The organism is Mycobacterium lehmannii (genome assembly GCF_001499925.1).
GTDB lineage: Bacteria > Actinomycetota > Actinomycetes > Mycobacteriales > Mycobacteriaceae > Mycobacterium > Mycobacterium lehmannii.
Window position 1 is genome coordinate 114,639 of the sequence record NZ_LQIR01000068.1, and the last position, 24,991, is coordinate 139,629.

A 24,991-nucleotide genomic window follows, 5' to 3' on the forward strand; every position below is an offset into this window, starting at 1 on the left:
GCGCCGGCTACTCCGACAATTGCGCCGCAGCCGCAGAGTGAACGGATGAGTCCGAATGTTCCGACGGGGTGCCCTTCAGTCCGCGCCAGAACAGGTTGATCATCAACTCGGCGGCCTCGTCCACGCCCGCGTCGCCGGTGCTGACCCGCGACGCCACTGCCTCACCGGCGCCGACCAGGGCAACGGCCATCATGTCGAAGTCGGTGTCGGGCTCGGGATTTCGGGTGCCCGAGCGCAGCAGTCTGCCAACCAAGTCGATGATGCGCTCGCGGCCTTCGCGCACGGTGTGGGCGAAGGCCTGCGAACTGGTCGCCTGGCTGTACAGCACCATCCACGACGCCCGGTTCGCGTCGATGTAGTTCAGGAACGCCAGGACCGCGTTGCGCAACAGGTCTTTCGGGCTCTGCTTGAAATCGATCTGGCTGCGCACCTCGTCGACGAACCGCGCCAGCTCACGATCCAGGCACGCCGCGAACAACTCCTCCTTGGAGCCGTAGTACAGGTACAGCATCGGTTTGGAGATCTGCGCCTCGGCGGCGATCGCGTCCATCGACGTCTCGTGGTAGCCGTTCACCGAGAAGATCTGCACGGCGGCATCCAGCATCTGCTGCTCGCGCACCGCGCGCGGCAACCGCTTGGTACCTCCGGCCATTCCACCAGGGTAAGCAATGCGCGCCACCAGGGCGTCAGCAGCGGGCGGTGGGTGGGAACTAGCAGCGGGCGGTGGGCGGGAATCAGCAGCGCGGGTTGGGCCCCTTCATTCCCGCCAGCCGCAGCACCGAGGCATCGACGCTGGACATCGACAGCTCACCGGCATCCAACGCCTTCTCCAGCCGGTCGAGCACGGCGGGCACCTCACCGGTACTCAGCCATAGCGCGACGTCGGCGCCCGCTTGGAGGCTTCGCAGCGCCGCCTCGGCCACCCCGAACCGGTCGGTGATGGCCCGCATACCGGACAGATCATCGGTGAACACCGGGCCGTTGAACGGCTGGCCGCCGTAGTTGCCCGACCGCAGCAGCGCGTAGGCCGCCGGGCTCAGGCTGGCTGGATCGCTGCCGGTCAGCCCGGGCACCTGTAGGTGACCGACCATCACTCCGACGGGCGCCTGGCTGGTCAGCGTCCGGTACGGCACCAGATCGGTGGTTTGCAGGTCGCCGATCGGTGGCGTCGTAACCCCGCCCGTGTGCGAGTCGCCCGAGGCGCGCCCATGGCCGGGGAAGTGTTTGAGCACCGGCATCACGCCGCCGTCGCGCAGGCCTCGGGCGTACGCGCCGGCGAAGTCGGTGACGACGGCCGGATCGGAGCCGAAGGACCGGTCACCGATGGCACCGCCCCCGTCGACGTCGACGACCGGCGCGAAGTCGACGGTGATACCAAGCCCGCGCATGGCCTGGCCCCGCTTGAGCGCGATGTTGTACACCTCGTCGGGCGTGCTGCTGGCCGCCAGCGAGGCGGGCGACGGTTGACTGCCGATGAGCCCGGCCAGCCGCGACACCTGGCCGCCCTCCTCATCGACGCTGACCGCGAGCGGTAGCGGGGTCGCCGATCCAGCGATGGCTGCCAGCGACCCGTCGGACAGCATCGACAGGTCGGTCCAACTGCCGACGAAGATCCCGCCGACATGGTGATTGTCGACGACCGCGCGTGCGTCGCCCGCGTTGGAGACGCCCACCATCAGCAGCTGGGCGAGCTTGTCGCGGGTCGACATGGACGACAGCAGCGATTCACCGGCTCCGCACGCGGGAGGCGCCGGCGCGGCCGGGGCCGCGGGCAGCGCGGTCGCCGCCTTGGTGATGGGCGCGGACGTCGGTGACGGCGCGGCTTCCTGCGCGGCAGGCGAGCACGCCATCAGCAATACGGGAGCGGCCGCGAGGGCACACAATGCGCGGGGCAAGGCCATGGGCCTCGACACTAACGGCTGTGGCGGCTCAGTTCTATCTCGTGGTCGGCGTGTGCGGCCAGAACATGGGTTCAGCTGCGCACATGGGCCGCGTGCTAGTTTTGCCGCATGGATCGGTTCCTCGTGCCCGCCGCCGCCAGCATCGTGGTCGGCCTGCTGTTGGGCGCGGCGGCCGTTTTCGGTGTGACGCTGATGGTGCAGCAGGACAACAAGCCTCCTCTGCAAGCGGGCGATCCGGCGTCTTCGGTGCTCAACAGGGTCGAGTACGGCGACCGCAGCTGAATCCCGGGCCGCCTCTGAGACGGCCCCGCTCTCCCGGCGCTGGTTGTGGGTGGCCGCTGCGGCGGCACTGGTCCTGACGTTCGCCCAGTCACCCGGACAGATCTCACCCGACACCAAGCTCGACCTGACCGCCAATCCGTTGCGGTTCCTCGCGCGCGCGTTCAACCTGTGGAACAGCGAGCTGCCCTTCGGCCAGGCCCAGAACCAGGCCTACGGGTATCTGTTCCCGCACGGCACCTTCTTTTTGATCGGCGACATCGCCGGGCTGCCCGGCTGGGTCACCCAGCGGCTGTGGTGGGCGTTGCTGCTGGTCGTCGGGTTCTGGGGTGTGCTGCGGGTGGCCGAGGCGCTCGGCATCGGCAGCCCGTCGTCGCGGGTGATCGCCGCGGTCGCCTACGCGCTGTCGCCGCGGGCGCTGACCACAATCGGCGCGATCTCGTCGGAGACGCTTCCGATGATGCTGGCGCCGTGGGTGCTGCTGCCCGTCATCTTGGTCATGCGGGGCGATCCGCGGGTACGGGTGCTGGCGATGCGCTCGGCGGTGGCGATCGCGTTGATGGGTGCGGTCAACGCGGTGGCCACACTCACCGGCTGCCTGTGCGCGGCCATCTGGCTGGCGTGTCACCGGCCCACCAAGTTGTGGCGGCGGTTCACGGCGTGGTGGGCGCTCGGTATGACGCTGGCGGTGCTGTGGTGGGCGGTCGCGCTGGTGATGCTGGGCCGGGTCAGCCCACCGTTCCTCGACTTCATCGAATCGTCCGGCGTCACTACGCGGTGGATGTCCCTGACCGAGATGTTGCGCGGCACCGACGCCTGGACCCCGTTCGTCGCGCCCAACGCGACGGCAGGCGCGTCCCTGGTGACCGGTTCGGTCGCCGTGCTGGCCACCACCCTGGTCGCCGCTGCGGGCCTAGCGGGGCTGGCGTTGAAGACGATGCCCGCTCGCGGTCGTCTGATCGTCATCCTGCTCACCGGTGTCACGCTGCTCGCCGTCGGCTATTCCGGCGGGTTGGGGTCCCCGGTCGCGCTGCAGGTTCAGGCGTTCCTCGACGCGTCGGGGACTCCGCTGCGCAACTTGCATAAGCTCGAACCCCTGCTGCGACTGCCCTTGACGCTGGGGTTGGCGCATCTGCTCGGCCGCATCCCGCTGCCGGGCAGCGCGCCGCGCGCGGAGTGGACGACCGCGCTGGCGCATCCCGAACGCGACAAGCGTGTCGCGGTGGGAATGGTGGTCCTGGTCGCGCTGGCGGCGGGCACGTCGCTGGTATGGACCGGACGGCTCACTCCGCCAGGCGCTTTCGACGCCATCCCGCAGTACTGGCACGACACCGCCGACTGGCTCGACGCGAACAACACCGGCGGCCGCGTCCTGGTGGCACCCGGCGCTCCGTTCGCCACCCAGGTGTGGGGCAACAGCCACGACGAGCCACTGCAGGTACTGGGCGAAAGCGCCTGGGGGGTACGCGATTCGATCCCGCTGACCCCGCCGCAGACCATCCGCGCGCTCGACTCCGTGCAGCGGTTGTTCGCCGCAGGCCGCCCATCCGCGGGTCTCGCTGACACCCTTGCCCGCCAGGGTATTTCGTATGTCGTGGTGCGCAACGACCTGGACCCGGAGTCATCCCGGTCGGCCCGGCCGTTGCTTGTGCACCGCGCGATCGACGGCTCACCGGGTCTGGAGAAGGTCGCCGAGTTCGGCGATCCGGTCGGCGCGGGCACCCTGGCCGGATTCGTCTCCGACAGCGGTCTGCGCCCGCGCTACCCAGCCGTCGAGATATACCGGGTCAACGCCGAAACCCCGGTGACGCCTTACCTCGTCGAGACCGACCGCATGGCGCGCGTCGACGGCGCACCCGAGGCGCTGCTACGGCTCGACGAGCGCCGCCGACTGCTCGACCGCCCGCCGCTGGGCCCGATGCTCTTGACCGCCGACGCCGAACGCGCGGGCGTGCCAACCCCGCTGGTCACCGTCACCGACACCCCGCTAGCGCGGGAAACCGACTACGGTCGCGTCGACGACCACTCATCGGCGATCCGCACTCCCGACGATCCGCGGCACACCCACAATCGGGTCATCGACTACCCTTCTCCTGGAACCGATCTGGTCTACGGGCAGTGGAACGGTGGCCGGGTGTCGGTGTCGAGTTCGGCCGCCGACTCCACCGCGCTCCCCCACGTCGCGCCGGCGGCGGGCCCGGCCGCGGCGGTTGACGCCGACCCGTCGACCAGTTGGGTTTCCAACTCGCTGCAGTCGGCGATCGGCCAGTGGATGCAGGTCGACTTCGATCACCCCGTGACCAACGCGACCATCACGGTCACGCCCAGCGCCACCGCGGTCGGCGCACAGATCCGCCGCATCGAGATCTCGACGGTGAACGGCACCAGCACCCTGCGGTTCGATGAGGCAGGCAAACCGCTCACCGCGGCACTGCCCTACGGCGAGTCGCCGTGGGTGCGGCTCACCGCGGTAGCCACCGACGACGGCTCACCCGGCGTGCAGTTCGGAATCACCGACCTCGCGGTCACCCAGTACGACGCGAACGGCTTCGCCCACCCCGTCAGCCTGCGCCACACCGTGGCCGTTCCCGGTCCACCCGCGGATTCTGCTGTGGCGCAGTGGGATCTGGGTTCGGAGTTGCTGGGACGATCTGGCTGCGCGCAGAGTCCGACCGGCTACCGGTGCGCCGCGTTGATGGCGCTGTCGGCCGAGGAGCCGGTGAACTTGAGCCGGACTCTGACGGTTCCGACGCCGATCGCGGTGACTCCGACGGTATGGGTGCGCGCCCGACAGGGTCCCCAGTTGGCCGACCTCATCAGCGCCCCCGGTACCGCCCGCGCGGTGGGCGAAGCCGATCCGATCGACGTGCTCGGCTCGGCCTACGCCGCCGCAGACGGCGATGCGGGCACCGCCTGGACCGCCCCGCAGCGGGTCGTGCAGCAGGGGACGCCGCCGACACTGACGCTGAAACTGCCGAAGCGGACCGAAGTTGCCGGCCTGCGGGTGACGCCGAGTTCGTCGGAGTTGCCCGCACGTCCGACGCTGGTGGCCGTCGACCTCGGCGACGGTCCGCAAATCCGTCCGGTGGCCGGCGATGCCGGCGCCCAGACCCTGGATCTCAAACCGAGAGCCACCGACACCGTGACGATCTCCCTTCTCGACTGGGACGACGTCATCGACCGCACGGCGCTCGGTTTCGACCAACTCAAACCCCCCGGCCTGGCCGAGGTGACCGCGCTCGACACCCGCGGCGAACCGATCGCGGCGGCCGACGCCGCGGCCAACCGGAACCGAACCATCGACATGCCGTGCGGCAAGGGCCCGGTCATCGGGGTCGCCGGCGAGTTCGTGCAGACCTCGCTCAGCACGACCGTCGGCGCCCTCCTCGACGGTGAACCCGTGGCGGCACGCCCGTGCCGGGCCGAGCCGATCCTGCTGCCCGAGGGCCAACAGGAGCTGGTCATCAGCCCCGGCGCGGCGTTCATCGTCGACGGCGCTCAGCTCGCCGGACCGCGCGCCGGTGAAATACGCGAGGCGCCAAGCGTTTCCGCGCAGACCGGGCAATGGAGCGCAGACCACCGCGAGGTGACCGTCGCACCGTCGTCGGCGTCCCGGGTCCTCGTGGTACCCGAAAGCATCAACCCCGGCTGGGTCGCCCACGACAGCGCCGGGTCACAGCTGACGCCGATCACGGTGAACGGCTGGCAGCAGGGCTGGGTGCTGCCGCCGGGTACGGCGGGCCCGGTCACGCTGAGCTTCCCGACGAATGTGCCCTACCGCGCCGGCCTGATCGGCGGGCTCGCGCTGCTGCCGGTGCTCGCACTGCTCGCTTTCCTGCCGATGCGCAGGCGCGCGGCGCAAGCCGAGCCGGTGCCGGTGTGGCGACCGCGCCCCGTCGCCGTCGGCGCCGCGGCGCTGGCCGTCGGTGCGGCGATCTCGGGGGTGGCGGGCTTGGCGGTGGTCGGCCTGGCGGTCGGCGTCCGTTGGCTGCTGCGCCACCGCGAAAAGCTCTGCGAGGCAGTCACGGTCGGCACCGCGGCCGGTGGGTTGATCCTGGCCGGTGCGGTGTTGAGTCAGTATCCGTGGCGTTCGGTCGACGGCTACATCGGGCATTCGTGGGGTGTGCAGCTACTGGCATTGGTCTCGGTGGCCGCGGTCGCGGCGTCGACCGTGCCGATTCGGACGGAGAAACGGCTCAGCTGACCGCGATCAGATGCTCGAGCTTGGGTTCGCCGACGACGTACTTGTCGACCTCCTGCTCGGCGATCAGGTCCTGGCCCGTCTGCCGGATGACGTGCTGGTGCAGGTGCTCGTACCACGACCGCACGACGAACGCTTCGACGAATGTGTTGGGGAATTCACCGCTACGGAACAACCGCCATTGCACGGCCCCGGTACGCTGCCGCGAACGCTTCACCCGGTCCATCGCCGCGACGAACGCCGCCTCGTTCTCCGATGCGACCCGGTATGTCTTGAGCACGAGGACCGGGCCGTCGGGCGGGGCGGGTTCGAACACGAGCGCCGGTTCCGGCCAGTGCCCCGACGGTTCGACGTCGAGGTTGCCGGTGCCCGGATGCAGCGGCCACCACAGCAGCGATACCGCGCACGCGGCGAGCAACCCGGCCGCGATCAGCAGCGCGGTGACGCTGTTGGTCGCGCCGGCCACCAGCCCCCAGACCAGCGAGCCGATCGCCTGTCCACCCATGAACACCAGCTGGTAGACCGACAGTCCGCGCGCCCGCACCCAGGCCGGAAGGCTCAGCTGCATGGACGCATTCAGGGTCGACAGGGTCAGCAACCACGACAGTCCGCCGACGATCATCGCGACGATCACCACGGCAAGCACCGGAACCAGCGCCAGCACCGCGGTGGCGAGCGCGAAACCGACCGCGCCCACCGTCAACAAGGCGTTGCGCCCGAACCGGACCTGCAGCCGGGACAACACCATCGCCCCGCACACCGCGCCGACACCCAGCGCGCCCAGCAGCACGCCGTAGCCCGCCGACGACAGGTGCAGTTGTCGATCGGCGATCACCGCAAGCAGCCCCCACAGCGCGCTGCCGGGAGCGATGAACAGCAGCGCCCGCAGCAGGATGCGCCGCACCACCGGCGAGCTGCGGATGTACCGTCCGCCCGCGCTCAGCGCCGACAACGGCCGCTCGGTCGGCAGCAACCGTTCCTCAACCGGCCGCCGCCAGGTGAACAGCACCACGACGATGCCGATGAACGAGACCGCGTTCAGCGCGAACACCGTCGTCGGCCCGGACAAGGCCACGAGCAGGCCGGCGATCGCGGGCCCGACCGCCCTGGCGCTGTTCAGGGCCAGGCTGGTCAGCGCCGCCGCAGCGGGAATCTGTTCGCGCGGAACGAGTTCGGGCTGGATGGCCTGCCACGCCGGCGCCGTCAGCGCCTGTCCGCAGCCGATCAGGAACAACAGGATCAGCAAAACCGCCGGCGTCGTCAACCCGACACCGGTCAAGATCGCCAGGATCGAGACGCCGGCCGCCATCGCCGACTGCGTGGCGATCAGCAGGCGTCGCCGGTCGACCAGATCGGCGACCACGCCGGAGGGCAGCGCCAACAGCATCACCGGCAACGTCGTCGCGGTCTGCACCAGAGGCACCAGCACCGCGGCGTCGGGATCGGCGACCAGCATCCACTGGGCGCCGACCGTCTGCATCCAGGTCCCGAGGTTCGACACTAGCTGCGCGATCCACAGCGCCCGGTACATCGGCGACCGCAGCGGCGCCCACGCCGACGGCGCGGTGCGGACGCTCGACGATGTCGCCATTCGGTTCTGGCCTTTCGCTATGAATCGAGTTTCAAGTACCCGATTGGTCGACCGCTATCTCGTAGCATCGGCCGCGTGCCGGTACTGAACACCGCCCGAGGACCGATCGACACCACCGACCTGGGCGTCACGCTCATGCATGAACACGTCTTCATCCAGTCCCTCGACATCTCGACCAACTATCCGGAGGTCTGGGGCGACGAGGCCCAACGGGAGGGCGACGCCGTCGTCCGCCTCAACGAGCTCAAATCGCGCGGGGTCGACAGCATCGTCGATCTCACGGTGATCGGAATGGGGCGCTACATTCCGCGTATCGAGCGTATCGCCGCGCAAACCGACATCAACATCATCGTCGCCACCGGCGTCTACACGTACAACGACGTCCCGATGTTCTTCCATTTCAGCGGGCCGGAGACCCCGCTCGGTGAGCCGATGGTCGACATGTTCGTCCGCGACATCACCACCGGTATCGCGGGCACCGGCGTGAAGGCGGCGGTCCTCAAGTGCGCGACCGACGAACCCGGCCTGACACCCGGGGTCGAGCGGGTGCTGCGCGCGGTGGCCCAGGCGCACCGGGAGACGGGCGTCCCGATCTCGACGCACACGCACGCCGCGACCAAGCGCGGCCTGGATCAGCAGCGCGTGTTCAGTGAGGAGGGCGTGGACCTCTCGCGCGTCGTCATCGGGCATTCCGGTGACAGCACCGATCTGGACTACCTGGAACAGTTGATCGACAACGGGTCCTACATCGGGATGGACCGGTTCGGGGTCGACGTGTTCCTCGGTTTCGAGGAGCGGGTGGACACCGTCGCGCGGATGTGCGAGCGCGGCCACGCCGACAAGATGGTGCTGTCGCACGACGCGTCCTGTTTCATCGACTGGCTTCCGGAAGGACTCGTCCCGCAGACCATGCCCAACTGGCACTACCTGCATATCCACAACGACGTGATCCCGGCCCTCAAGAAGCGAGGCGTCTCCGAGGAACAGCTCACGACGATGCTCGTCGACAACCCGCGCCGAATATTCGAGACCCGGGGCGCTTACTGACATGCCCGAACAGACTCCGCCGATCAGCACGCAGGTGTCACGGCTGGCCGAGGCCGAACCCGACGCGCCCGCCATCACGTGCGAAGGCGTCACCCTGACCCGAGGTGAGCTCGACGCGTCGACCAACCGGCTGGCCCGAGCCTACGCCGAACTTGGTGTGCGAGAAGGTGATTACGTCACCGTGGTGTTGCCGAACTCCATCGAGTGGGTGCAGGCGGTACTGGCGACGTGGAAGCTGGGTGCGATCCCCCAGCCGCTCTCTCCAAGGCTTCCCGATGCCGAACTGACTGGGCTGCTCGAACTGCGGCCCCGCGCCCTGGTCGTCGGCCGCGCCGACCCCACCGGCCGAATAGCAAGCGTGCCAGCGGGTTACGTGCCCGATGAAAGCCTCTCGGATGCAGCGTTACCCGAGAAGGTGTCGCCGGTGTTCAAGGCGATGGCATCGGGCGGCAGCACCGGCAGGCCCAAGCTGATCGAGGCGGGCAACGACAGCCGCTACCCGCCGATGGTGGGTTATCCCCTTGGGGCGCAAGAGGGTGACGTCAACCTGATCTCGGTGCCGATGAGCCACAACACCGGCTTCACGACCTTCGCGATCGGGCTTGTGCAGGGCCATCACCTGGTGATCATGCCGCGGTTCGAACCGCACGAGTTCCTTCGGCTCGTGACGGAGTATCGCGTGACGTTCCTGACCACGGTGCCGACGATCATGCAGCGCCTGATTCCGGTCTACCGGGCCGACCCCGACGCCTACGACCTGTCCTCGATCCGGCGGTTCTGGCATGTCGGGGCGCCGTGTCCACCCGCGGTCAAGCGCGCCTGGATCGAGATTCTGCAACCGGATGTGCTGTGGGAACTATACGGCGGCACCGAATTACAGGCGTTGACGTTCATCTCGGGAAGTCAATGGTTGGCCCATCCGGGGTCGGTCGGTGTCGTCGTCGCCGGCGAGATGAAGGTGCTCGACGACGACGGCAACGAGTGCCCGCCCGGGGTGGTCGGCGAGGTCTACATGCGGCCGTCGCCGGGCAGCAGACCCACCTACCGCTACGTCGGCGCGACGGCGGAATCCCGCGACGGCTGGGATTCGTTGGGCGACCTCGGGTACTTCGATGCCGACGGCTTCCTCTACCTCAGCGACCGGCGGGTGGACATGTTCACCGTCGGCGGCCGCAACGTCTATCCCGCCGAGATCGAGTCGGCGCTGTCCGAGCATCCGGCGGTGCTGTCGTGTCTGGTGGTCGGCGTCCCCGACGACGACCTCGGTCAGGTGCCGCATGCGCTGGTGCATGCCGAGGGTGGGCTCGACGCGGCGGCCGTCGTCGCGTTCCTGTCCGAGCGACTCGAACGCTACAAGGTGCCCCGCACAGTCGAGTTCACCGATGAGCCGCTGCGCGACGACGCGGGTAAAGCGCGCCGGTCAGCGGTCCGCGACGAGGTCATCTCGCGACGGGCTCAGGCACGCTGCTGACCGACGAGTCCAACGGCGGCACCGGGCGGGTATGGCGATACTCCCAGCGCCGCAACGCCGTTCGGCACGGTGACTCCACCAGCGCATAGCTGACCGCGGCGATCGCGAACCCGAACACGACCGTCAGCACCAGCACCACCGGCATGTGGCCGTTGAACGCGAACTCGCCGATGACCGGGAACACCATCGCGAGCGCGGCGAGGTGCCAGATGAACAGTCCGTAGGACCATCGCCCCAACGTCACCATCGTCGTGCTGCCCAGCACCCGGTGCGAGGTGTCGGGGCGGTCGAGCACGAGCGGCGCGAGCAGCGCACCGGCGACCACGGCGCCCATCGCGATCTTGACGACGAACTGGCTGACGGTGCCCGGCGTGAGGCCCTCGGGTCCGGCGATCGGGGAGGCGGCGACCAGGAACGCCGCGACCGCGATGACCGCCACCAGGAGGCGCCGCCGGGCCAGTCGGTGCGGCCATCCGACCGGCGTGACGGTCAACTCGGCGAGCAGCATGCCCGCGGCAAACCAGGAGAAGAAAGCCGGCGGCCAGTTCAGGTGGTTGACGCCGGCCGATGTCGCGATCGGCAGCACCGCCCACCCGAGGCTGACGAGCGCCGCGGCGGCGATGACGGGAATGCGCGCCCGCACCGGGACGCGTCGCACCAGGAGCGCGAGAAACGGCAACGCCATGTAGAACGCGACCTCGACCGACAGGCTCCACATCTGCGTCAGCCCGGCGGTGAGTGTCAGCGGCACATAGATCTGGGTCAGGGTGAGGTTGGCCAACCATACGGTCAGGTCCGCTTTGGCCTCCGGCAGCAGCGACAGGATCACCACGACCGCCACGAGGTATCCGGGCATGATGCGCACGATCCGGGAGCGCAGGTAGTGGCCGGTCGGTGGGGTCGGCCGCAGCCCGCGCGCTGCCGCGGCGTGCCCGCGCCACAGCAGAAAACCCGAGAGGGCGAAGAAGAGCGCCACCGCGAGATCGAACCGGCCGAACAGTCGTCCGCTGATCCCGCCGGTTTGCCCGGTCTGGAACGCCACGTGGGTGACGACGACGCCGACCGCGGCGCAGGCTCGCATGCCCTCCACCGCAGGCAGGAACCCGCGGGTTCCGCCCACCTGCTCCTCGCGCGTCTCGCCGGCCAACGCAACTGCCACGAAATCAGTGTGCCCGGTGAAGCCGAGGACGGTGACCACGGGTCGGCGGATGCGTCTGGAGCGACGACGACCTTAAATTGTGCTGTTAGGGTCAAACGGGTTTCTGCGGGCATACCGCAGGTGAAGGAGGCACGGTTTGAACCGCGCAGTGGCGCTGCGGATTGCGGCTTGCGGGATCTTGGGGCTGGGTGCCGCCCTGTTGATCGCCGCGCTGTTGCTGTCCACCTACACCCACAGCAAGATCGCCAAGATCCCGCTGGACCTCGATGCGACGCTGATCAGCGACGGCAGCGGCACGGCCTTCGACCCGGCATCGCTGAACAGCGAACGGTTCGTCGTCGACCGCGACGTGCCGATGGTTCAGCAGGAGCAGCTCACCGTCGAGTCCCCGTCGAACGCCGACGTGGTGACGCTTCAGGTGGGCTCCACGCTGCGCCGCACCGACAAACAGCAGGAGGCCGGCCTGCTGTTGGCGCTTGTCGACACGGTGACCGTCAACCGCAGCACCGCCGAGGCGGTGTCCAGCGAGAGCAATCCGGGCGGTGCGGTGCAGAAACCGCGCGCCATGGAGGACGACAAGCCGCCGACCAACATCGCGCTGCCGCACGAGGGACTGGCCTACCGGTTCCCGTTCGACACCGAGAAGAAGACCTACTCCGTCTTCGACCCGATCGCGCAGAAGGCGTTCGACGCCAACTACGACGGCGAAGAAGACGTCAACGGCCTGACCACCTACCGGTTCACCCAGAACGTCGGCTACGACTCCGACGGCAAGCTCGTCGAGCCGGTGAAGTACGCCTCGCTCTACGAAGACGACGCCGACAGCGAGGTCACCGCCCGCGCGGCGATGTGGGGTGTGCCCGGTGAGCCCGACGAGCCGATCACGATGTCGCGGTACTACGCCGCGCAGCGCACATTCTGGGTCGACCCGGTGTCGGGGACGATCGTCAAGAGGGACGAGCACGGCTACCACTACTACGCCCGCGAGCCGCTCAAGCCCGAGGTCACGTTCGTCGACTACAAGGTCGCGTTCAACGAGGAGACCGTCGAGTCCCAGGTCGCCAGCGCGGGCAACGAGCGCGACCGGGTCGCGCTGTGGGGCCGCATCCTGCCGATCACCTTCACCGCGATGGGGCTGGTGCTGCTGGTCGGCGGCGCGCTGCTCGGCTCGTTCAGCCTGCGCGCGGAGTCCGCGCTGATCGACCCCGGTCTCGACGAGGCCGACCACGGATTCTTCGACACCCAGGGCATCAAGGTGCCGGGCGCCGAAGCCAAGACCGAGAAGATCCCGACATCTCGACCGACCGACCTGCCCCCGGACAGACCGGTCTGATCGGGCGGTCGGTCGTGGGACCGGCCTACGCGTTGGTGCTCGCCCTCGTGGTGACGGCGCCGTTGTTCGCACCCGGGTATCTGCTGTTGCGCGACGCGGTGTCCACGCCGCGCTCGTATCTGTCCGATGCCGCGCTCGGGCTGTCCGAGGCGGCACCGCGGGCTCTTCCGCAGGACTTCTTCATGGCCGTCGTGTCCTCGGTGATCGACGGGGGCGTGGTGGCCAAGACGCTGCTCGTCGCGGGACTGTGGCTGGCGGGCTGGGGCGCGGCGCGGTTGGCTGCCGCGGTGGTTCCCGAGTCGGGGCTCGCCGGTCGATGCGTGGCGGTGACGGTCGCGATATGGAACCCGTATGTCGCCGAGCGGCTGCTGCAAGGGCACTGGAGCCTTCTCGTTGGCTACGGGTGCCTGCCGTGGGTCGCCACGACGGTGCTGCAGATGCGGGAGTCGGCGCGGTGGACCCCGTTGTGGGCGTTGGCCTTCTGGTTGGCACTGGCCGGGTTGACGCCCACCGGGCTGATGCTCGCGGCGACCGTCGCGCTCGTGTGCGTCGCCGCGCCCGGCGAAGGGTGGGGCCGGTGGCGGTGTGCGGGCGTGACGATGGCCATGACGGTCGTCGCGGCGCTGCCGTGGCTGGTCGCGGCGACGGTGTCGCGGTCGTTGGAGTCGTCGCAGGCCGACGGCGTCTTCGCGTTCGCCGCGCGCGCCGAACCGGGCCTCGGCACGCTGCTCAGCCTGGCCGGGCTGGGCGGAATCTGGAATGCTGATGCCGTACCACCCTCTCGCACAACGCTTTTGGCGATCGTGGGCACGGCGGTGTTGCTCGGCGTGGTCGCTCTCGGCTTACCGGTCGCGCTGCACCGACCGACGGCCGTACCGCTGATGGTCCTGGCCGGGTTCGCCGTCGTGGTGCCCGCGCTGATGGCCACCGGGCCCGGACTCGTCCTCGTCGAGGCGGCCGTCCGCGCCGTGCCCGGCCTGGGGGTGGTCCGCGACGCGCAGAAGTGGGTGGCGTTGGCGATGCCGGGCTATGTGGTTGCCGGCGCGGCGGCGGTGATCTTCGCCCGACGCTGGTTACCGACGGCGGCGACCGCGGCACTCTGCTGCGCCGCGCTCATCGCGACGTTGCCGGACTTGGCGTGGGGCGTGGGTGGCCGCGTCACCGCCGTGCAGTACCCGCCGGGATGGGCGAAGGTGGCCGCGATCATCAACGCCGACCCGCGGACGGTCGCGGTGATGCCGATGGGCAGCATGCGCCACTTCGAGTGGGCGGGTGAGGCTCCGGTGCTCGACCCGCTGCCCCGGTGGGTGCGTGCCGACGTGTTGACCACCGGCGATCTGCACATCGGCGAGCGGACGGTGTACGGGGAGGGGCAACGCGCGCGCGACGTCCAGGAGATCCTCGTCGAGAGCGCGGACCAGAACCTGCTCGCCGATGCCGGGGTCGGATGGGTCGTGGTCGAATCCGGCGCTCCGACAGAGCGTTTGCCGTTGCCCGTGGCCTACACCGACGAAGACCTCACCCTGTACCGGGTGGGCGGATCGTCGCCGCAGGCCGACGGTCGGACCGTGGTGCTGGCCGCACACTGGGCCTGGCTGGCGATGCTGCTCGGCGGTGCGGGCGCCCTGCTGGCGCGAAGCGTGCTCAAGTCGCCGCCGCGAGTCAAAGCACCTCACCGTCGATGACCTCGCCGTCGCCGGCGGAACAGAAATGTCGGTGGGCGATGGCATACTCGCACATATGTTCGATACGGCGAGCGACGCGGGGTTGGTCGACCTGATGGGCCAGGCGCAGCGCGCCAGCCGGGTCGAGATCGCGCGTCAGCTGTTGGCTATCGGGCACTTCAGCCTGCGCCGCGTTCCCGAATGTGACGGCGAGAACGACGACAAGGTGGTCGATGACTGGGAGGTCGTGGCTGCCGAGATCGGTGCCGAACTCGGCATCAGCCGCGGACGGGCCTCTTCCATGATGAGCTCGGGCCAGGCCCTGATCAAACGGCTTCCCAAGGTGGCGAAGGTGTTCGCGGCCGGTGAGATCGAGTGGCAGGTGGTCAACATGCTGATCTACCGCACCGACCTGATGGTCAGCGAGGACGCCTGCGCACTGATCGACGCGATCTTCGCCGACCGGGCCGCCCAGTGGAACCACCTGTCGTACAACAAGCTCGTCGAGGTCGTCGACTGGCTGGTCCTTCAGATCGACCCGGACGCGGTGCGCCGAGCCAAATCCCGTGATGACGACCGCCATTTCGATGTCATACCTGGCCAGTACGGAATGGCCGACATCGTCGCCTGCCTACGCGGGGTCGACGGGGTGGCTTTGAGTCAGCGACTCGACGCGCTGGCCGCCACGGTCTGCCGGGAGGATCCACGAACGCATCGCCAGCGCCGGGCGGACGCGATCGCGGCGGTGCTTGCCCATGAGGACGCGATGGCGTGCCTATGCGAACGACCTGACTGTCCCGCCGCAGGCAGGACGGCAACTACCGTTTTGGTCCATATGCTCGCCGAGCGGGGCACCGTCGAAGGCGCCGGCACGACACCGGGGTACGTATCCGGATTGGGTCCGGTTCCGGCGTCGACCGTCGCCGAGGTGGCGCGCCACGCCAAGCGGCGCCCCATTGAGATCCCCGACGACGCCGCACCCGAACCGCAGTACCGTCCCTCGACCGCGCTTGCCGATTTCGTTCGCTCCCGCGACCTGACCTGCCGGTGGATGAATTGCGACCGTCCCGCCTGGCGATCCGACATCGACCACACCGCGCCCTGGCCCCACGGGCCCACCCATCCGTCCAACAACGCCTGTTTCTGCCGGCTGCACCACCTGATGAAGACGTTCTACTGCGGACCCGGCGGCTGGATCGTGCGCCAACAACCCGACGGCGCCGTCATATTCACCAGCCCGACCGGGCGCATACACACCACTACTCCGTTCGGAGCGATGCTGTTTCCACAACTCGGCGCTTCCACCGGCACACTTCACCTGCCCGAGATGCCGGCACCGACACCGGGACGCGGGATCTGCATGCCCACCCGCCGACGCTCCCGCCGCCAGAACCGCGAGCGGCGCATCCAACGCGAACGCGCTCTCAACGCCACGATCCGAGCGGAAAACACCGCGCCGGCCGCCCAGACTTTCGGCAGCTTCTACCCGCTGGGCACGGGTCCGCCGACCGATCCGAGAGTTCTGCTGGACGATCCGCCACCGTTCTAGCACCCGAGGGGCACGGTTCGATGACGGTGAGCGTCGCGAAGGCTAGACCACGCCGCTGACGTACTGGCCGCGGTGCACCGCTTCCAGCAACGTGCGCATCGCCTCGGCGCTCTGCTGCCAGGAGAACTCACCGCAGCGGACATGTGCCTTGGCTCCGAGTTGCTCGCGCAGCACATGATCGGACAACAGTTCAGCCAAACCGTCGACCAGACCGTCGAAGTCGTCGACCAACATGCCGGTCACGCCGTCGACGATGGAGTCTGTCAGCCCACCGGACGACCGGTAGCCGATCGTGGGCACCGAATGCTGACCGGCCTCGATGACCGCCAGCGCCCAGCCCTCTTTGCGCGAGGGCAGCACGTGCACCCACGCCTCTTGCAGCACACGGTGTTTGGCCTCGTCATCGATGTGGCCGTGAAACGTCACCGCATCGGAGATGCCGAGCAGTGCGGCGTGTTCGACGAGCCGCTGCTCCCACCAGCCGCCACCGACCACGTCCAGCGTCAGCCCTGGCAAGCGCGGTCGCAGCGCGGCGACGGCCTCGAGTGCGTCCTCAATCTGCTTGTGCGGCACCAGACGTGACAGCACCACGACACGTGGGGCCGGCGCGCGCCTGGCGGTCAACGTCGACGCGGGCGCCTCGTCGAGCCCGTTGCGCACCACCGCGATCCGTCCGGGACGCACCCCCAACGCGGTCAGGTCGCGCGACGAGGGCAGGGACACCGTGACGTACTGGTTGCGGCGGTGCGCCCGCGGCGAGAGCTTCGACTCGACGAACCAGCCGATCCGGCCCTTCACGGGCCCGGCCACCGGCCACTGCTCGCGGTGGCAGTGGTGCACGAGTACGGCGACGCGCCGACCGTAGGCGAGTCGCGCCATGAACGGGATGCCGTTCTGGGTGTCGATCACCACGTCGGGCCGCACGCGCCGCAGCGGCCCGAGCCCGATGCGGGCCAACACCATCGCCAACCCCGCCCAGATGTAGACGGTATGGCGCCCGCCCCCACGGCTGACCCGTACTCCGTCGACGACCTCGCGACGCGCGGCCCCTGGGTAGCGCGCGGTGCGCAGCGTCACCTCGTAACCCGACGCGGCCAACTGGGCGCCGATGCGCTGCAGGTAGGCCTCGCTGCCGCCACCCTGTGGGTGGCCGGTGTCGCGCCAGCACAGCAGCAGCACCGATCGGAGCGGACGGGCAGACATCGGCAACAGCGTAGTCGGATCGCGACGCTGCGTAGTCTTCGGTTCCATGCCAGCCACGGACCGGTTCGCCGAGCGGGCGACGCTGTCGCGGTCGCTGCGCCTGCTCATGGAGTTCCGCTTCGAGCAGACCGACCCCGCCCGGTTCTACGGTGCGCTCGGCGAGGACACCGCCGAGATGGTCGCCGATCTGTGGCTGGCCGCGGATGGATCCACGCCGGCCGGTCGGACCGTGCTCGACGTCGGCGGCGGGCCTGGCTACTTCTCGGAGTCGTTCGCCGACAAAGGTTTTCGCTATATTGGCGTCGAGCCGGATCCGGCCGAGATGCATGCTGCACCCTGGACGGTGACGGCGAGCACCTATGTGCGGGCATCGGGCACGGCCCTGCCGTTCGCCGACGACAGCGTCGACATCTGTTTGTCGTCGAACGTGGCCGAGCATGTGCGCCAACCGTGGCGGATGGGCGCCGAGATGCTTCGGGTGACCCGGCCCGGTGGGCTGGTGGTGCTGTCGTACACGGTGTGGCTGGGCCCGTTCGGCGGGCATGAGACCGGGCTGTGGCACTACCTCGGCGGCGCCCGTGCCGCGCGCCGATACACCCGCAGGCAGGGCCATCCGCCGAAGAACAACTACGGTTCGTCACTGTTTGCGGTGTCGGCGGCCGACGGCCTGCAGTGGGCGGCGAGCACGGGTGCGTTGGTCGCCGCTTTCCCCCGCTACCACCCGAGATGGGCGTGGTCGCTGACGAAGGTACCGGTTGTGAGGGAGTTCCTGGTGAGCAACCTGGTGCTGGTTCTTCGGGCGCCGTGAGCGGCCGACTGCAACAGGTTCTACTTCGGCGGCTTCCTAGGTAGTGTGACGGTCATGACACAGAGCACCGCGTATCGCACCGAATGGGACCAGCTGTTCATCGGCGGCAAGTGGGTCGAGCCGGCCACCTCCGATGTGATCGAGGTGCACTCGCCCGCCACCGGCGAGTTGGTGGGCAAGGTGCCGCTGGCGTCGGCCGCCGATGTCGACGCGGCCTGCGCCGCCGCCCGCAAGGCGTTCGACGAGGGCCCTTGGCCGCACAAGTCGCCGCAGGAGCGGGCCGCGGTGCTGGCGGCGGCGGTGAAGCTGATGGAGGAACGCGGCGACGAGCTGAAGTTCCTGCTGGCCGCCGAGACCGGCCAGCCGCAGACCATCGTCGACATGATGCAGTACGGCGCGGCGATGTCGTCGTTCCAGTACTACGCGGGCGCGGCCGACAAGTTCCCGTGGAAGGAGATCCGCGACGGCATCTATGGGCAGACCATGGTCGTGCGCGAACCGATCGGCGTCGTCGGCGCCGTCACCGCGTGGAACGTGCCGTTCTTCCTGGCCGCCAACAAGCTCGGCCCCGCACTGCTGGCCGGCTGCACCGTCGTGCTCAAGCCGGCCGCCGAGACGCCGCTGTCGGTGTTCGCGATGGCCGAGATGTTCGCCGAGGCCGGTCTGCCCGACGGGGTGCTGTCGATCGTTCCCGGTGGCCCCGAGACCGGTCGCGCGCTGACCGCCAACGACCAGATCGACAAGTACACGTTCACCGGTAGCTCCGCGGTCGGCAAGGAGATCGCGAAGATCGCCGCCGAGAAGCTCAAGCCGTGCACGCTCGAGCTGGGCGGTAAGTCCGCCGCGATCATCCTCGAGGACGCCGACCTGGATTCCACCCTGCCGATGCTCGGGTTCTCGGGCGTGATGAACAGCGGGCAGGCCTGCGTCGCGCAGACGCGCATCCTGGCGCCCCGGTCGCGCTACGACGAGGTCGTGGAAAAGATCGCCAACTTCATCGGCGCGATGCCCGTCGGCCTGCCCGACGACCCGAACGCCGCAATCGGCCCGCTGATCTCTGAGAAGCAGCGCGACCGCGTCGAGTCCTACATCAAGAAGGGCGTCGACGAGGGTGCGCGCCTCGTCACCGGCGGTGGCCGCCCGGAGGGTCTGGACCACGGCTGGTTCGTGGAGCCGACCGTGTTCGCCGACGTCGACAACTCGATGACGATCGCCCAGGAGGAGATCTTCGGACCCGTGCTGGCGGTCATCCCCTACGAGACCGAAGAGGATGCGATCCGCATCGCCAACGATTCGGTGTACGGCTTGGCCGGCTCGGTGTGGACCACCGACAACAAGAAGGCGCTCGAGGTCGCGTCGAAGATCCGCACCGGCACCTACGCGGTCAACATGTACGCGTTCGATCCCGGCGCCCCGTTCGGCGGCTACAAGAACTCCGGCATCGGCCGCGAGAACGGTCCGGAGGGCATCGAGGCATACGTCGAGCACAAGAGCGTGCTGCTGCCGTTCGGCTACACCCCCGAGGACTAGAAAGCGTCTTCGGGCACGTCCATCGCGTCGAGGCCGATGGTCTCGATGATGCCGCGCGCAGAGGTCAACAGCGGCAGCACGTGCTCGGCGAAGAAGTTCGCCGCTGCGACCTTGCCGGTGTAGAACGCGCGGTCGCTGCCCGATACGTCGCCGTCCAGCGCGGCCAACGCGATCTCGGCCTGGTGCAACAACAGCCAGCCGATCACCAGGTCGCCGACGGCGAGCAGGAACGGCACCGAGGCCAGGCCGATGCGGTACAGCTCGCGCGGGTTCTCCTGCGCCGAGACCAGGTATCCGGTCAGGGCCGCGACCATCGCCTGCACGTCCTGCAGCGCGGTGGCCAGCCGGGCGCGACCGTCGGCGAGCTCTGCACGCGCGAGGTCACTGCGGACGAACTCCTCGATCTGACCGGCCAGGTGCGCCAGCGCGGCACCTTGGTCGCGGGCGATCTTGCGGAAGAAGAAGTCCTGCGCCTGGATGGCGGTGGTGCCCTCGTACAGGGAGTCGATCTTGGCGTCGCGGATGTATTGCTCGATCGGATAGTCCTGCAGGAAACCCGAACCGCCGAACGTCTGTAGGGATTCGGTCAGGCACTGGTATGCCCGTTCCGAACCCACACCTTTGACGATCGGCAGCAATAGATCGTTGACGCGGCCTGCCATCTCGGCGTCGGCTCCGGAGACGATCTGCGCGACGGGGGGATCCTGGTGGGCGGCGGTGTAGAGGTAGAGCGCGCGCAGCCCTTCGGCGTAGGACTTCTGCGTCAGCAGCGCCCGGCGCACATCCGGGTGATGCAGGATCGTCACCCGCGGCGCGGTCTTGTCGGTCATCTGGGTCATGTCCGCGCCCTGCACCCGGGTCTTGGCGTAGTCCAGCGCGTTGAGATAACCCGTCGACAACGTGGCGATCGCCTTGGTGCCCACCATCATTCGCGCGTATTCGATGACCTTGAACATCTGGGCGATGCCGTTGTGGGAGTCGTTGACCAGCCAGCCCACGGCGGGCACCCCGTGTTGACCGAAGGTCAGCTCGCACGTCGCCGACACCTTCAACCCCATCTTGTGCTCGACGTTGGTGACGAAAACGCCGTTGCGCTCGCCGAGTTCACCGGTCTCGGGGTCGAAGTGGAACTTCGGCACGAAGAACAGCGAGAGGCCCTTGGTGCCAGGTCCCGCGCCCTCGGGGCGGGCCAACACGAGATGCACGATGTTCTCGAACAGGTCGCCGGCGTCGCCGTTGGTGATGAACCTCTTCACCCCGTCGAGATGCCATGTGCCGTCGGGCTGTTGAACGGCCTTGGTGCGGCCGGCGCCGACGTCAGAACCGGCGTCGGGTTCGGTGAGGACCATCGTCGCGCACCAGTCGCGCTCCACCATCAGCGCGGCCCAGTGTCGCTGCTGTTCGTTGCCGATGTCGTAGAGGATGTCCGCCATCTTCGACCCGGCCTGGTAGATGAACACCGCCGGATTGCCGCCGAGGACGAACTCGTTGATCGCCCACTCCACGGCGGCCGGTGCCGCCACCCCGCCGATGTCCTCGGCCATCCCGACGCGGAACCACTCGCCTTGCTGCCAGGCCTTGAACGACTTCTTGAACGGCTCGGGCAGCGTCACCTCATGGGTGGCCGTATCGAATGTGGGCGGGCGCCGATCGGATTCGGCGAACGACTCGGCGAGCGGACCCTCGGCCTGCCGGGCCGCTTCGTCGAGCATCTGGCGCACCGAATCGCCGTCGAGCTCGCCGAACTCGCCGGTCGCCAGCGCCTTGTCGAGACCCAGCACCTCGAACAGGTTGAACTCGAGATCCCGCACGTTGCTTCTGTAGTGGCCCATCACGAGCGCCTTTCGTTCGCGTGGAGCCGAGCGTAGCCGTCCGATGGCGCCGCGACCTGCACTTCAGCTCAGGTGCCCGACTCCGATCGAATTATGGTCTATCTCATAATCGCGCCTGGCGGCTCGGCTGGGCTGACGCGGCCGGACGACCGTGTCTAGCTGGGCCGATCTAATCCCAGAGCTGTGATGTGGAATACATTGATTGCTCCTGGGTGTTGACCGTTTTATGCTGTTCGTCATAGCCAGGGAGGCACCCGATGTGGGTCATTGAAGTCAACGTCGCCGGATACCGGTTCACCCATCGGATGCACGACCGCCGGGTCTTCCGCTTCGGCCCCCGTACGCTCGGTTGGCGTCCGGCGCACCTGCCTCGCACGCCCGCAGCCTGATCGCCCCATTGGAGGTTGACCTGTCTTCCGTCGGGACGAAGACCGCCAACAAGCGCGGTTCGACGCGCACCAAGATGCTGGTCGCCGCGGTCGAGGTGTTGCGCGAGCGCGGCGCGGCAGGCGTCACGATCGACGAAGTGCTCGCCCGCAGCGGCGCGCCACGCGGGTCGGTGTACTACCACTTCCCCGCGGGCCGCAACCAGATCCTGCGAGAGGCCCTGAGCTACGCCGGTGACGCGATCACCAAGGAGATCGACGAAGCGGCCGCCAAGGGCGGAATGCATCTGGTCCGCAACTTCGTGGCGTTCTGGGAGGAACTGCTCGTCGAGAGCGACTTCGTGGCCGGCTGTCCGGTGGTGGCGGCGGCGATCGGTTCGGCTACCGAGGAACCGCAGTTGACCAGCGTGGCGGGCAGCATCTTCGGCCACTGGCGTGACGCGCTGACCCGTGCGTTCGTCTCCGACGGTTTCGACGAGTCCGACGCGGCCTCACTTGCGATCACCTGCATCGCGGCGCTAGAGGGCGCGGTGGTGCTGTGCCGGTCGACCCGCTCGGTCGACCCGCTCCACGATGTCTCGCAGCAGGTCGAATTCCTGATCAGGTCAAGGGATTTCATCCGCCGCTACGGCGTGCCCGACCGCAACTGAGCCGAGCGCCATCGCGCGCAGACGAAGTCTCTGTTCACCGCCGCCTCGACCAGTTCCCATTCCGAACGGATCGGCAGCACCGGCGAACCCGCGCCGAGCGAGCACGGCGCGTAGCTGACGATCATCTCGTCGATGAGGTCCGCCTCGACGAACTGTCGCGCGGCATCGCCGCCACCGACCACCCACACGTCCCTGTCCGCCGCGGCGGCGAGCAGTTTCGGATGCAGATCGGCGACGTTGCCGGCGAACGTGTGCACATCGTGTCCGCGCTCGACGATGTGCGATCGCCGCGTCAACACCCAGGATGGTTGCTCGTACATCCAGTCACCGGGATGGTTGCGCACGATCCATTCGTAGGTCGCCGAACCCATCACCACGGCGCCGATCGTGGCGATGAACTCGTCGTAGTGGAACGGTCCGTTCCGGTCGATGTCGCGCGATGTCAGCCAGTCCAGGCTTTCGTGTTCGTCGACGATGAACCCGTCCAAACTGGATGCCGTGTAATAGACCGTCGCCAAATCAGTTGCCCCTCATCCACTCCAACGGATCGCCCATGCGGACGTCGATGCCGTGGCGGGCCAGCATCGTTCGGGCCAGCCCCCGCCGGTGGGCTGCGTACTCCAACACGTGGGCGACGATGCCGTACAGCTGAAACGATTCGGGCGGATCGCACAGCGCGTCGATGACAATGTCCCCCATCCGACCGTCGGCGGCGTACTCGGAAACCATTGTCGTCCAGCGCTTTGCGATGTCGTCATGGTGTCGGGCCAGCTGCGCGGCGGTGGTGGTTTCTCCTCGGGTGGCCGAGCGGTCCGGGAAGTCGCGTCCTTCGATCGTGGCCAGCCACACCTGCTTGGTCCAGACGATCGCACCGAGCACCGCTCCGACGCTGGGTTCGGGACCGTCCCAGTCGAGGACCAGCTGGCCGGGCGAAATCTCCTCTCGCCATTGCTCTTTCGTCAGAGCACTCGCACGGTCGATCAGATACGCGGTGTCGGCGACGTCGTGCGCCACCATCAGTCGGAAGATGTCGGGCTCCTTCGCGTCCCCGGCGTTGTCGAGCCACAGCGAGTGCGGCGGGTGGAAGTGAAGGCCGTTGGGCGCGGTCACCCGAAACTCGACGTCGACGGCCCTCGACGGCGGCACACCGAAGGTGCGTCGGAAGGCGCGCGAGAACACCTCGACCGACGACCATCCTTCGTCGGCCGCGACGGCAGTCACGCGCTCACCCTGCTGCAGTCGCCATGCTGCGCGTTCGAGTATGATGCGGCGGCGCATCGCCGCGGGCGACTCGCCGGTCAGGCGGCGCACTTCCCGCGAGAAGTGGAATTCGGAGGCATGCGTGCTGCGGGCCATGCGGTCCACACCGCTGTTGTCGGCCGCGACGACCGCATCAAGCAGTTCGCGCAGGCGGTCGCGGCGCGATTCCGTGGTCACGATCACCGAGTATGGTCGCGCCGCGGGCGTAAGAACATGACGATTCCTGCTGCGTTCAGCTGTCTAGAACCTCGTGGACCCGGGCTTCGAAGTCGCGGTGGTCGCCGAGGTCGGTCAGGTCGATCCCGAAGCGGCCGGTCAGTTCGGCGAGGACGTCGGCGGCGGTGTCGAGGCGCACTCGTTCGGTGTCTCCCCCGCTGTGGATGGCCAGGTTACGGCCGCGCAGGTTCCACCGCGCGTCGTCGGTGACCAGCGCCACCGACAGACCGGTGACGAATCCCGACTCGGGAAACGTTGACACGTACCAACTTCCGACCTGCAGGTCGATCTGCGGCCGCGGGTGGGTCTCGAACGTGTACAGCTGCTGCCACTGTCCGCGGATCTCGGCCTCCATCAGGAAGCCCTCGGCGTGCTCACGCAGCCGGTAGGGCTCGTGGCGCGTCGCCTGCACGGGCCCGGCTTCGAGCCGGATCGGCGAGGTCAGCGTCTGCCCGCCGAATCCGACGTCGACCAACCACGGTCCATCGTCTGCCGGGACACGCACCGACAGCACCTGATGCGTCTGCGCGGGAAGTGCGCCCGACTGGTTCATCCACACCACCCGGCCCGCGAGCCGCTGCACGCCGTAGCCCAGCGCCTCGAGCACGTAACCCATCAGGCCGTTGTGCTCGTAGCAGTAACCGCCGCGGCGACGGCGCACGAGCTTGCGGGCCAGCGCGCCCGCACTGAGATCGACGACGGGAATGCCCAGGAGCGGGTCGAGGTTCTCGAACGGGATCGACCGGTTGTGCGCCGCCACCAGGGCGCGCAGGGTGGACAGCGTCGGTTCCGTCGAGCCGGTGTAGCCGATCCGGTCCAGGTAGGCCGCCACGTCGAGCGCGGCCGTCACGTCGGTTGCCATGCCCACATCTTGCGACCTCAACGGCCGTTCAGGTCAACCATTGCCCCGT

20 protein-coding genes are annotated in these 24,991 nt (G+C 68.5%); 11 read left to right on the top strand and 9 right to left on the bottom strand.

The features are described 5' to 3' along the window. Window positions 1–7 precede the first annotated feature (7 nt). On the bottom strand, window positions 8–652 hold the full coding sequence (locus AU192_RS23660) for a TetR/AcrR family transcriptional regulator (protein ID WP_064399973.1): 645 nt from the start codon (window positions 650–652) through the stop codon (window positions 8–10). A gap of 82 nt (window positions 653–734) precedes the next feature. After that, on the bottom strand, window positions 735–1,901 hold the full coding sequence (locus tag AU192_RS23665; protein ID WP_165593344.1) for a glycoside hydrolase family 3 N-terminal domain-containing protein: 1,167 nt from the start codon (window positions 1,899–1,901) through the stop codon (window positions 735–737). A 108-nt stretch (window positions 1,902–2,009) separates the two neighbouring features. On the opposite strand from AU192_RS23665, the gene AU192_RS25295 reads away from it, so the two are divergent. Together AU192_RS25295 and AU192_RS23670 are read left to right on the top strand one after the other, a co-directional pair. Continuing rightward, the gene (locus AU192_RS25295; protein ID WP_066810839.1) at window positions 2,010–2,183 is read left to right on the top strand and encodes a DUF2613 domain-containing protein; all 174 of its coding nucleotides are present in this window, start codon (window positions 2,010–2,012) and stop codon (window positions 2,181–2,183) included. 43 nt (window positions 2,184–2,226) lie between these two features. Further along, window positions 2,227–6,384, top strand: a complete 4,158-nt coding sequence (locus tag AU192_RS23670) for a DUF3367 domain-containing protein (protein ID WP_423202731.1) — start codon at window positions 2,227–2,229, stop codon at window positions 6,382–6,384. On the opposite strand, the gene AU192_RS23675 is transcribed toward AU192_RS23670, so the two are convergent. Beyond that, on the bottom strand, window positions 6,377–7,972 hold the full coding sequence (locus tag AU192_RS23675; RefSeq protein WP_064399976.1) for an MFS transporter: 1,596 nt from the start codon (window positions 7,970–7,972) through the stop codon (window positions 6,377–6,379). The genes AU192_RS23670 and AU192_RS23675 overlap by 8 nt on opposite strands. A 75-nt stretch (window positions 7,973–8,047) precedes the next feature. On the opposite strand from AU192_RS23675, the gene AU192_RS23680 reads away from it, so the two are divergent. Both AU192_RS23680 and AU192_RS23685 read left to right on the top strand, forming a co-directional pair. Beyond that, window positions 8,048–9,019 carry a phosphotriesterase family protein gene (locus AU192_RS23680; protein WP_064399977.1) on the top strand — a complete coding sequence of 324 codons (972 nt, stop codon included), beginning with the start codon at window positions 8,048–8,050 and terminating at the stop codon, window positions 9,017–9,019. A 1-nt stretch (window position 9,020) separates the two neighbouring features. Beyond that, window positions 9,021–10,490 (top strand): AMP-binding protein, encoded by a 1,470-nt coding sequence (locus AU192_RS23685; RefSeq protein WP_064399978.1) that lies wholly within the window; start codon window positions 9,021–9,023, stop codon window positions 10,488–10,490. Here the strand turns inward: AU192_RS23685 and AU192_RS23690 are convergent. Then, complete coding sequence (locus AU192_RS23690; protein WP_064400043.1) at window positions 10,459–11,571, bottom strand: acyltransferase family protein; 1,113 nt, start codon at window positions 11,569–11,571, stop codon at window positions 10,459–10,461. The two genes, AU192_RS23685 and AU192_RS23690, sit on opposite strands and share 32 nt — an antisense overlap. A gap of 214 nt (window positions 11,572–11,785) precedes the next feature. Between AU192_RS23690 and pgfA the strand changes: the two genes are divergently transcribed. From pgfA to AU192_RS23705, 3 genes are read left to right on the top strand one after another with little or no spacing between them, the layout of a single operon-like run. After that, window positions 11,786–12,982: a cell envelope lipid trafficking protein PgfA gene (pgfA, locus tag AU192_RS23695; RefSeq protein ID WP_064399979.1), complete on the top strand. Its 1,197-nt coding sequence runs from the start codon at window positions 11,786–11,788 to the stop codon at window positions 12,980–12,982. 14 nt (window positions 12,983–12,996) lie between these two features. Beyond that, on the top strand, window positions 12,997–14,667 hold the full coding sequence (locus AU192_RS23700; protein ID WP_207544982.1) for an MmpA family trehalose lipid delivery protein: 1,671 nt from the start codon (window positions 12,997–12,999) through the stop codon (window positions 14,665–14,667). A gap of 55 nt (window positions 14,668–14,722) precedes the next feature. Continuing rightward, window positions 14,723–16,195: a DUF222 domain-containing protein gene (locus tag AU192_RS23705; RefSeq protein WP_082695125.1), complete on the top strand. Its 1,473-nt coding sequence runs from the start codon at window positions 14,723–14,725 to the stop codon at window positions 16,193–16,195. Between the two features lie 42 nt (window positions 16,196–16,237). Here the strand turns inward: AU192_RS23705 and AU192_RS23710 are convergent, their stop codons facing one another. Then, window positions 16,238–17,398, bottom strand: a complete 1,161-nt coding sequence (locus AU192_RS23710; protein WP_064400045.1) for a glycosyltransferase family 4 protein — start codon at window positions 17,396–17,398, stop codon at window positions 16,238–16,240. A gap of 46 nt (window positions 17,399–17,444) precedes the next feature. Between AU192_RS23710 and AU192_RS23715 the strand changes: the two genes are divergently transcribed. Then, complete coding sequence (locus AU192_RS23715; protein WP_064399980.1) at window positions 17,445–18,206, top strand: class I SAM-dependent methyltransferase; 762 nt, start codon at window positions 17,445–17,447, stop codon at window positions 18,204–18,206. 54 nt (window positions 18,207–18,260) lie between these two features. Then, complete coding sequence (locus tag AU192_RS23720) at window positions 18,261–19,736, top strand: aldehyde dehydrogenase (protein WP_064399981.1); 1,476 nt, start codon at window positions 18,261–18,263, stop codon at window positions 19,734–19,736. On the opposite strand, the gene AU192_RS23725 is transcribed toward AU192_RS23720, so the two are convergent. Continuing rightward, on the bottom strand, window positions 19,733–21,568 hold the full coding sequence (locus AU192_RS23725; RefSeq protein ID WP_064399982.1) for an acyl-CoA dehydrogenase: 1,836 nt from the start codon (window positions 21,566–21,568) through the stop codon (window positions 19,733–19,735). The two genes, AU192_RS23720 and AU192_RS23725, sit on opposite strands and share 4 nt — an antisense overlap. 257 nt (window positions 21,569–21,825) lie before the next feature. On the opposite strand from AU192_RS23725, the gene AU192_RS26180 reads away from it, so the two are divergent. After that, on the top strand, window positions 21,826–21,957 hold the full coding sequence (locus tag AU192_RS26180; protein WP_278183976.1) for a hypothetical protein: 132 nt from the start codon (window positions 21,826–21,828) through the stop codon (window positions 21,955–21,957). Window positions 21,958–22,031: 74 nt separating this feature from the next. Then, window positions 22,032–22,604: a TetR/AcrR family transcriptional regulator gene (locus AU192_RS23730; RefSeq protein ID WP_064400046.1), complete on the top strand. Its 573-nt coding sequence runs from the start codon at window positions 22,032–22,034 to the stop codon at window positions 22,602–22,604. Here the strand turns inward: AU192_RS23730 and AU192_RS23735 are convergent. From AU192_RS23735 to AU192_RS23745, 3 genes are read right to left on the bottom strand one after another with little or no spacing between them, the layout of a single operon-like run. After that, window positions 22,580–23,122, bottom strand: a complete 543-nt coding sequence (locus AU192_RS23735) for a dihydrofolate reductase family protein (RefSeq protein WP_064399983.1) — start codon at window positions 23,120–23,122, stop codon at window positions 22,580–22,582. The two genes, AU192_RS23730 and AU192_RS23735, sit on opposite strands and share 25 nt — an antisense overlap. 1 nt (window position 23,123) lies before the next feature. Beyond that, entirely contained in the window at window positions 23,124–24,044 is a 921-nt protein-coding gene (locus AU192_RS23740; protein ID WP_423202732.1) for a helix-turn-helix domain-containing protein, read from the bottom strand. 52 nt (window positions 24,045–24,096) lie between these two features. Further along, on the bottom strand, window positions 24,097–24,942 hold the full coding sequence (locus tag AU192_RS23745) for an arylamine N-acetyltransferase family protein (RefSeq protein WP_064399984.1): 846 nt from the start codon (window positions 24,940–24,942) through the stop codon (window positions 24,097–24,099). Between the last annotated feature and the right edge of the window lie 49 nt (window positions 24,943–24,991).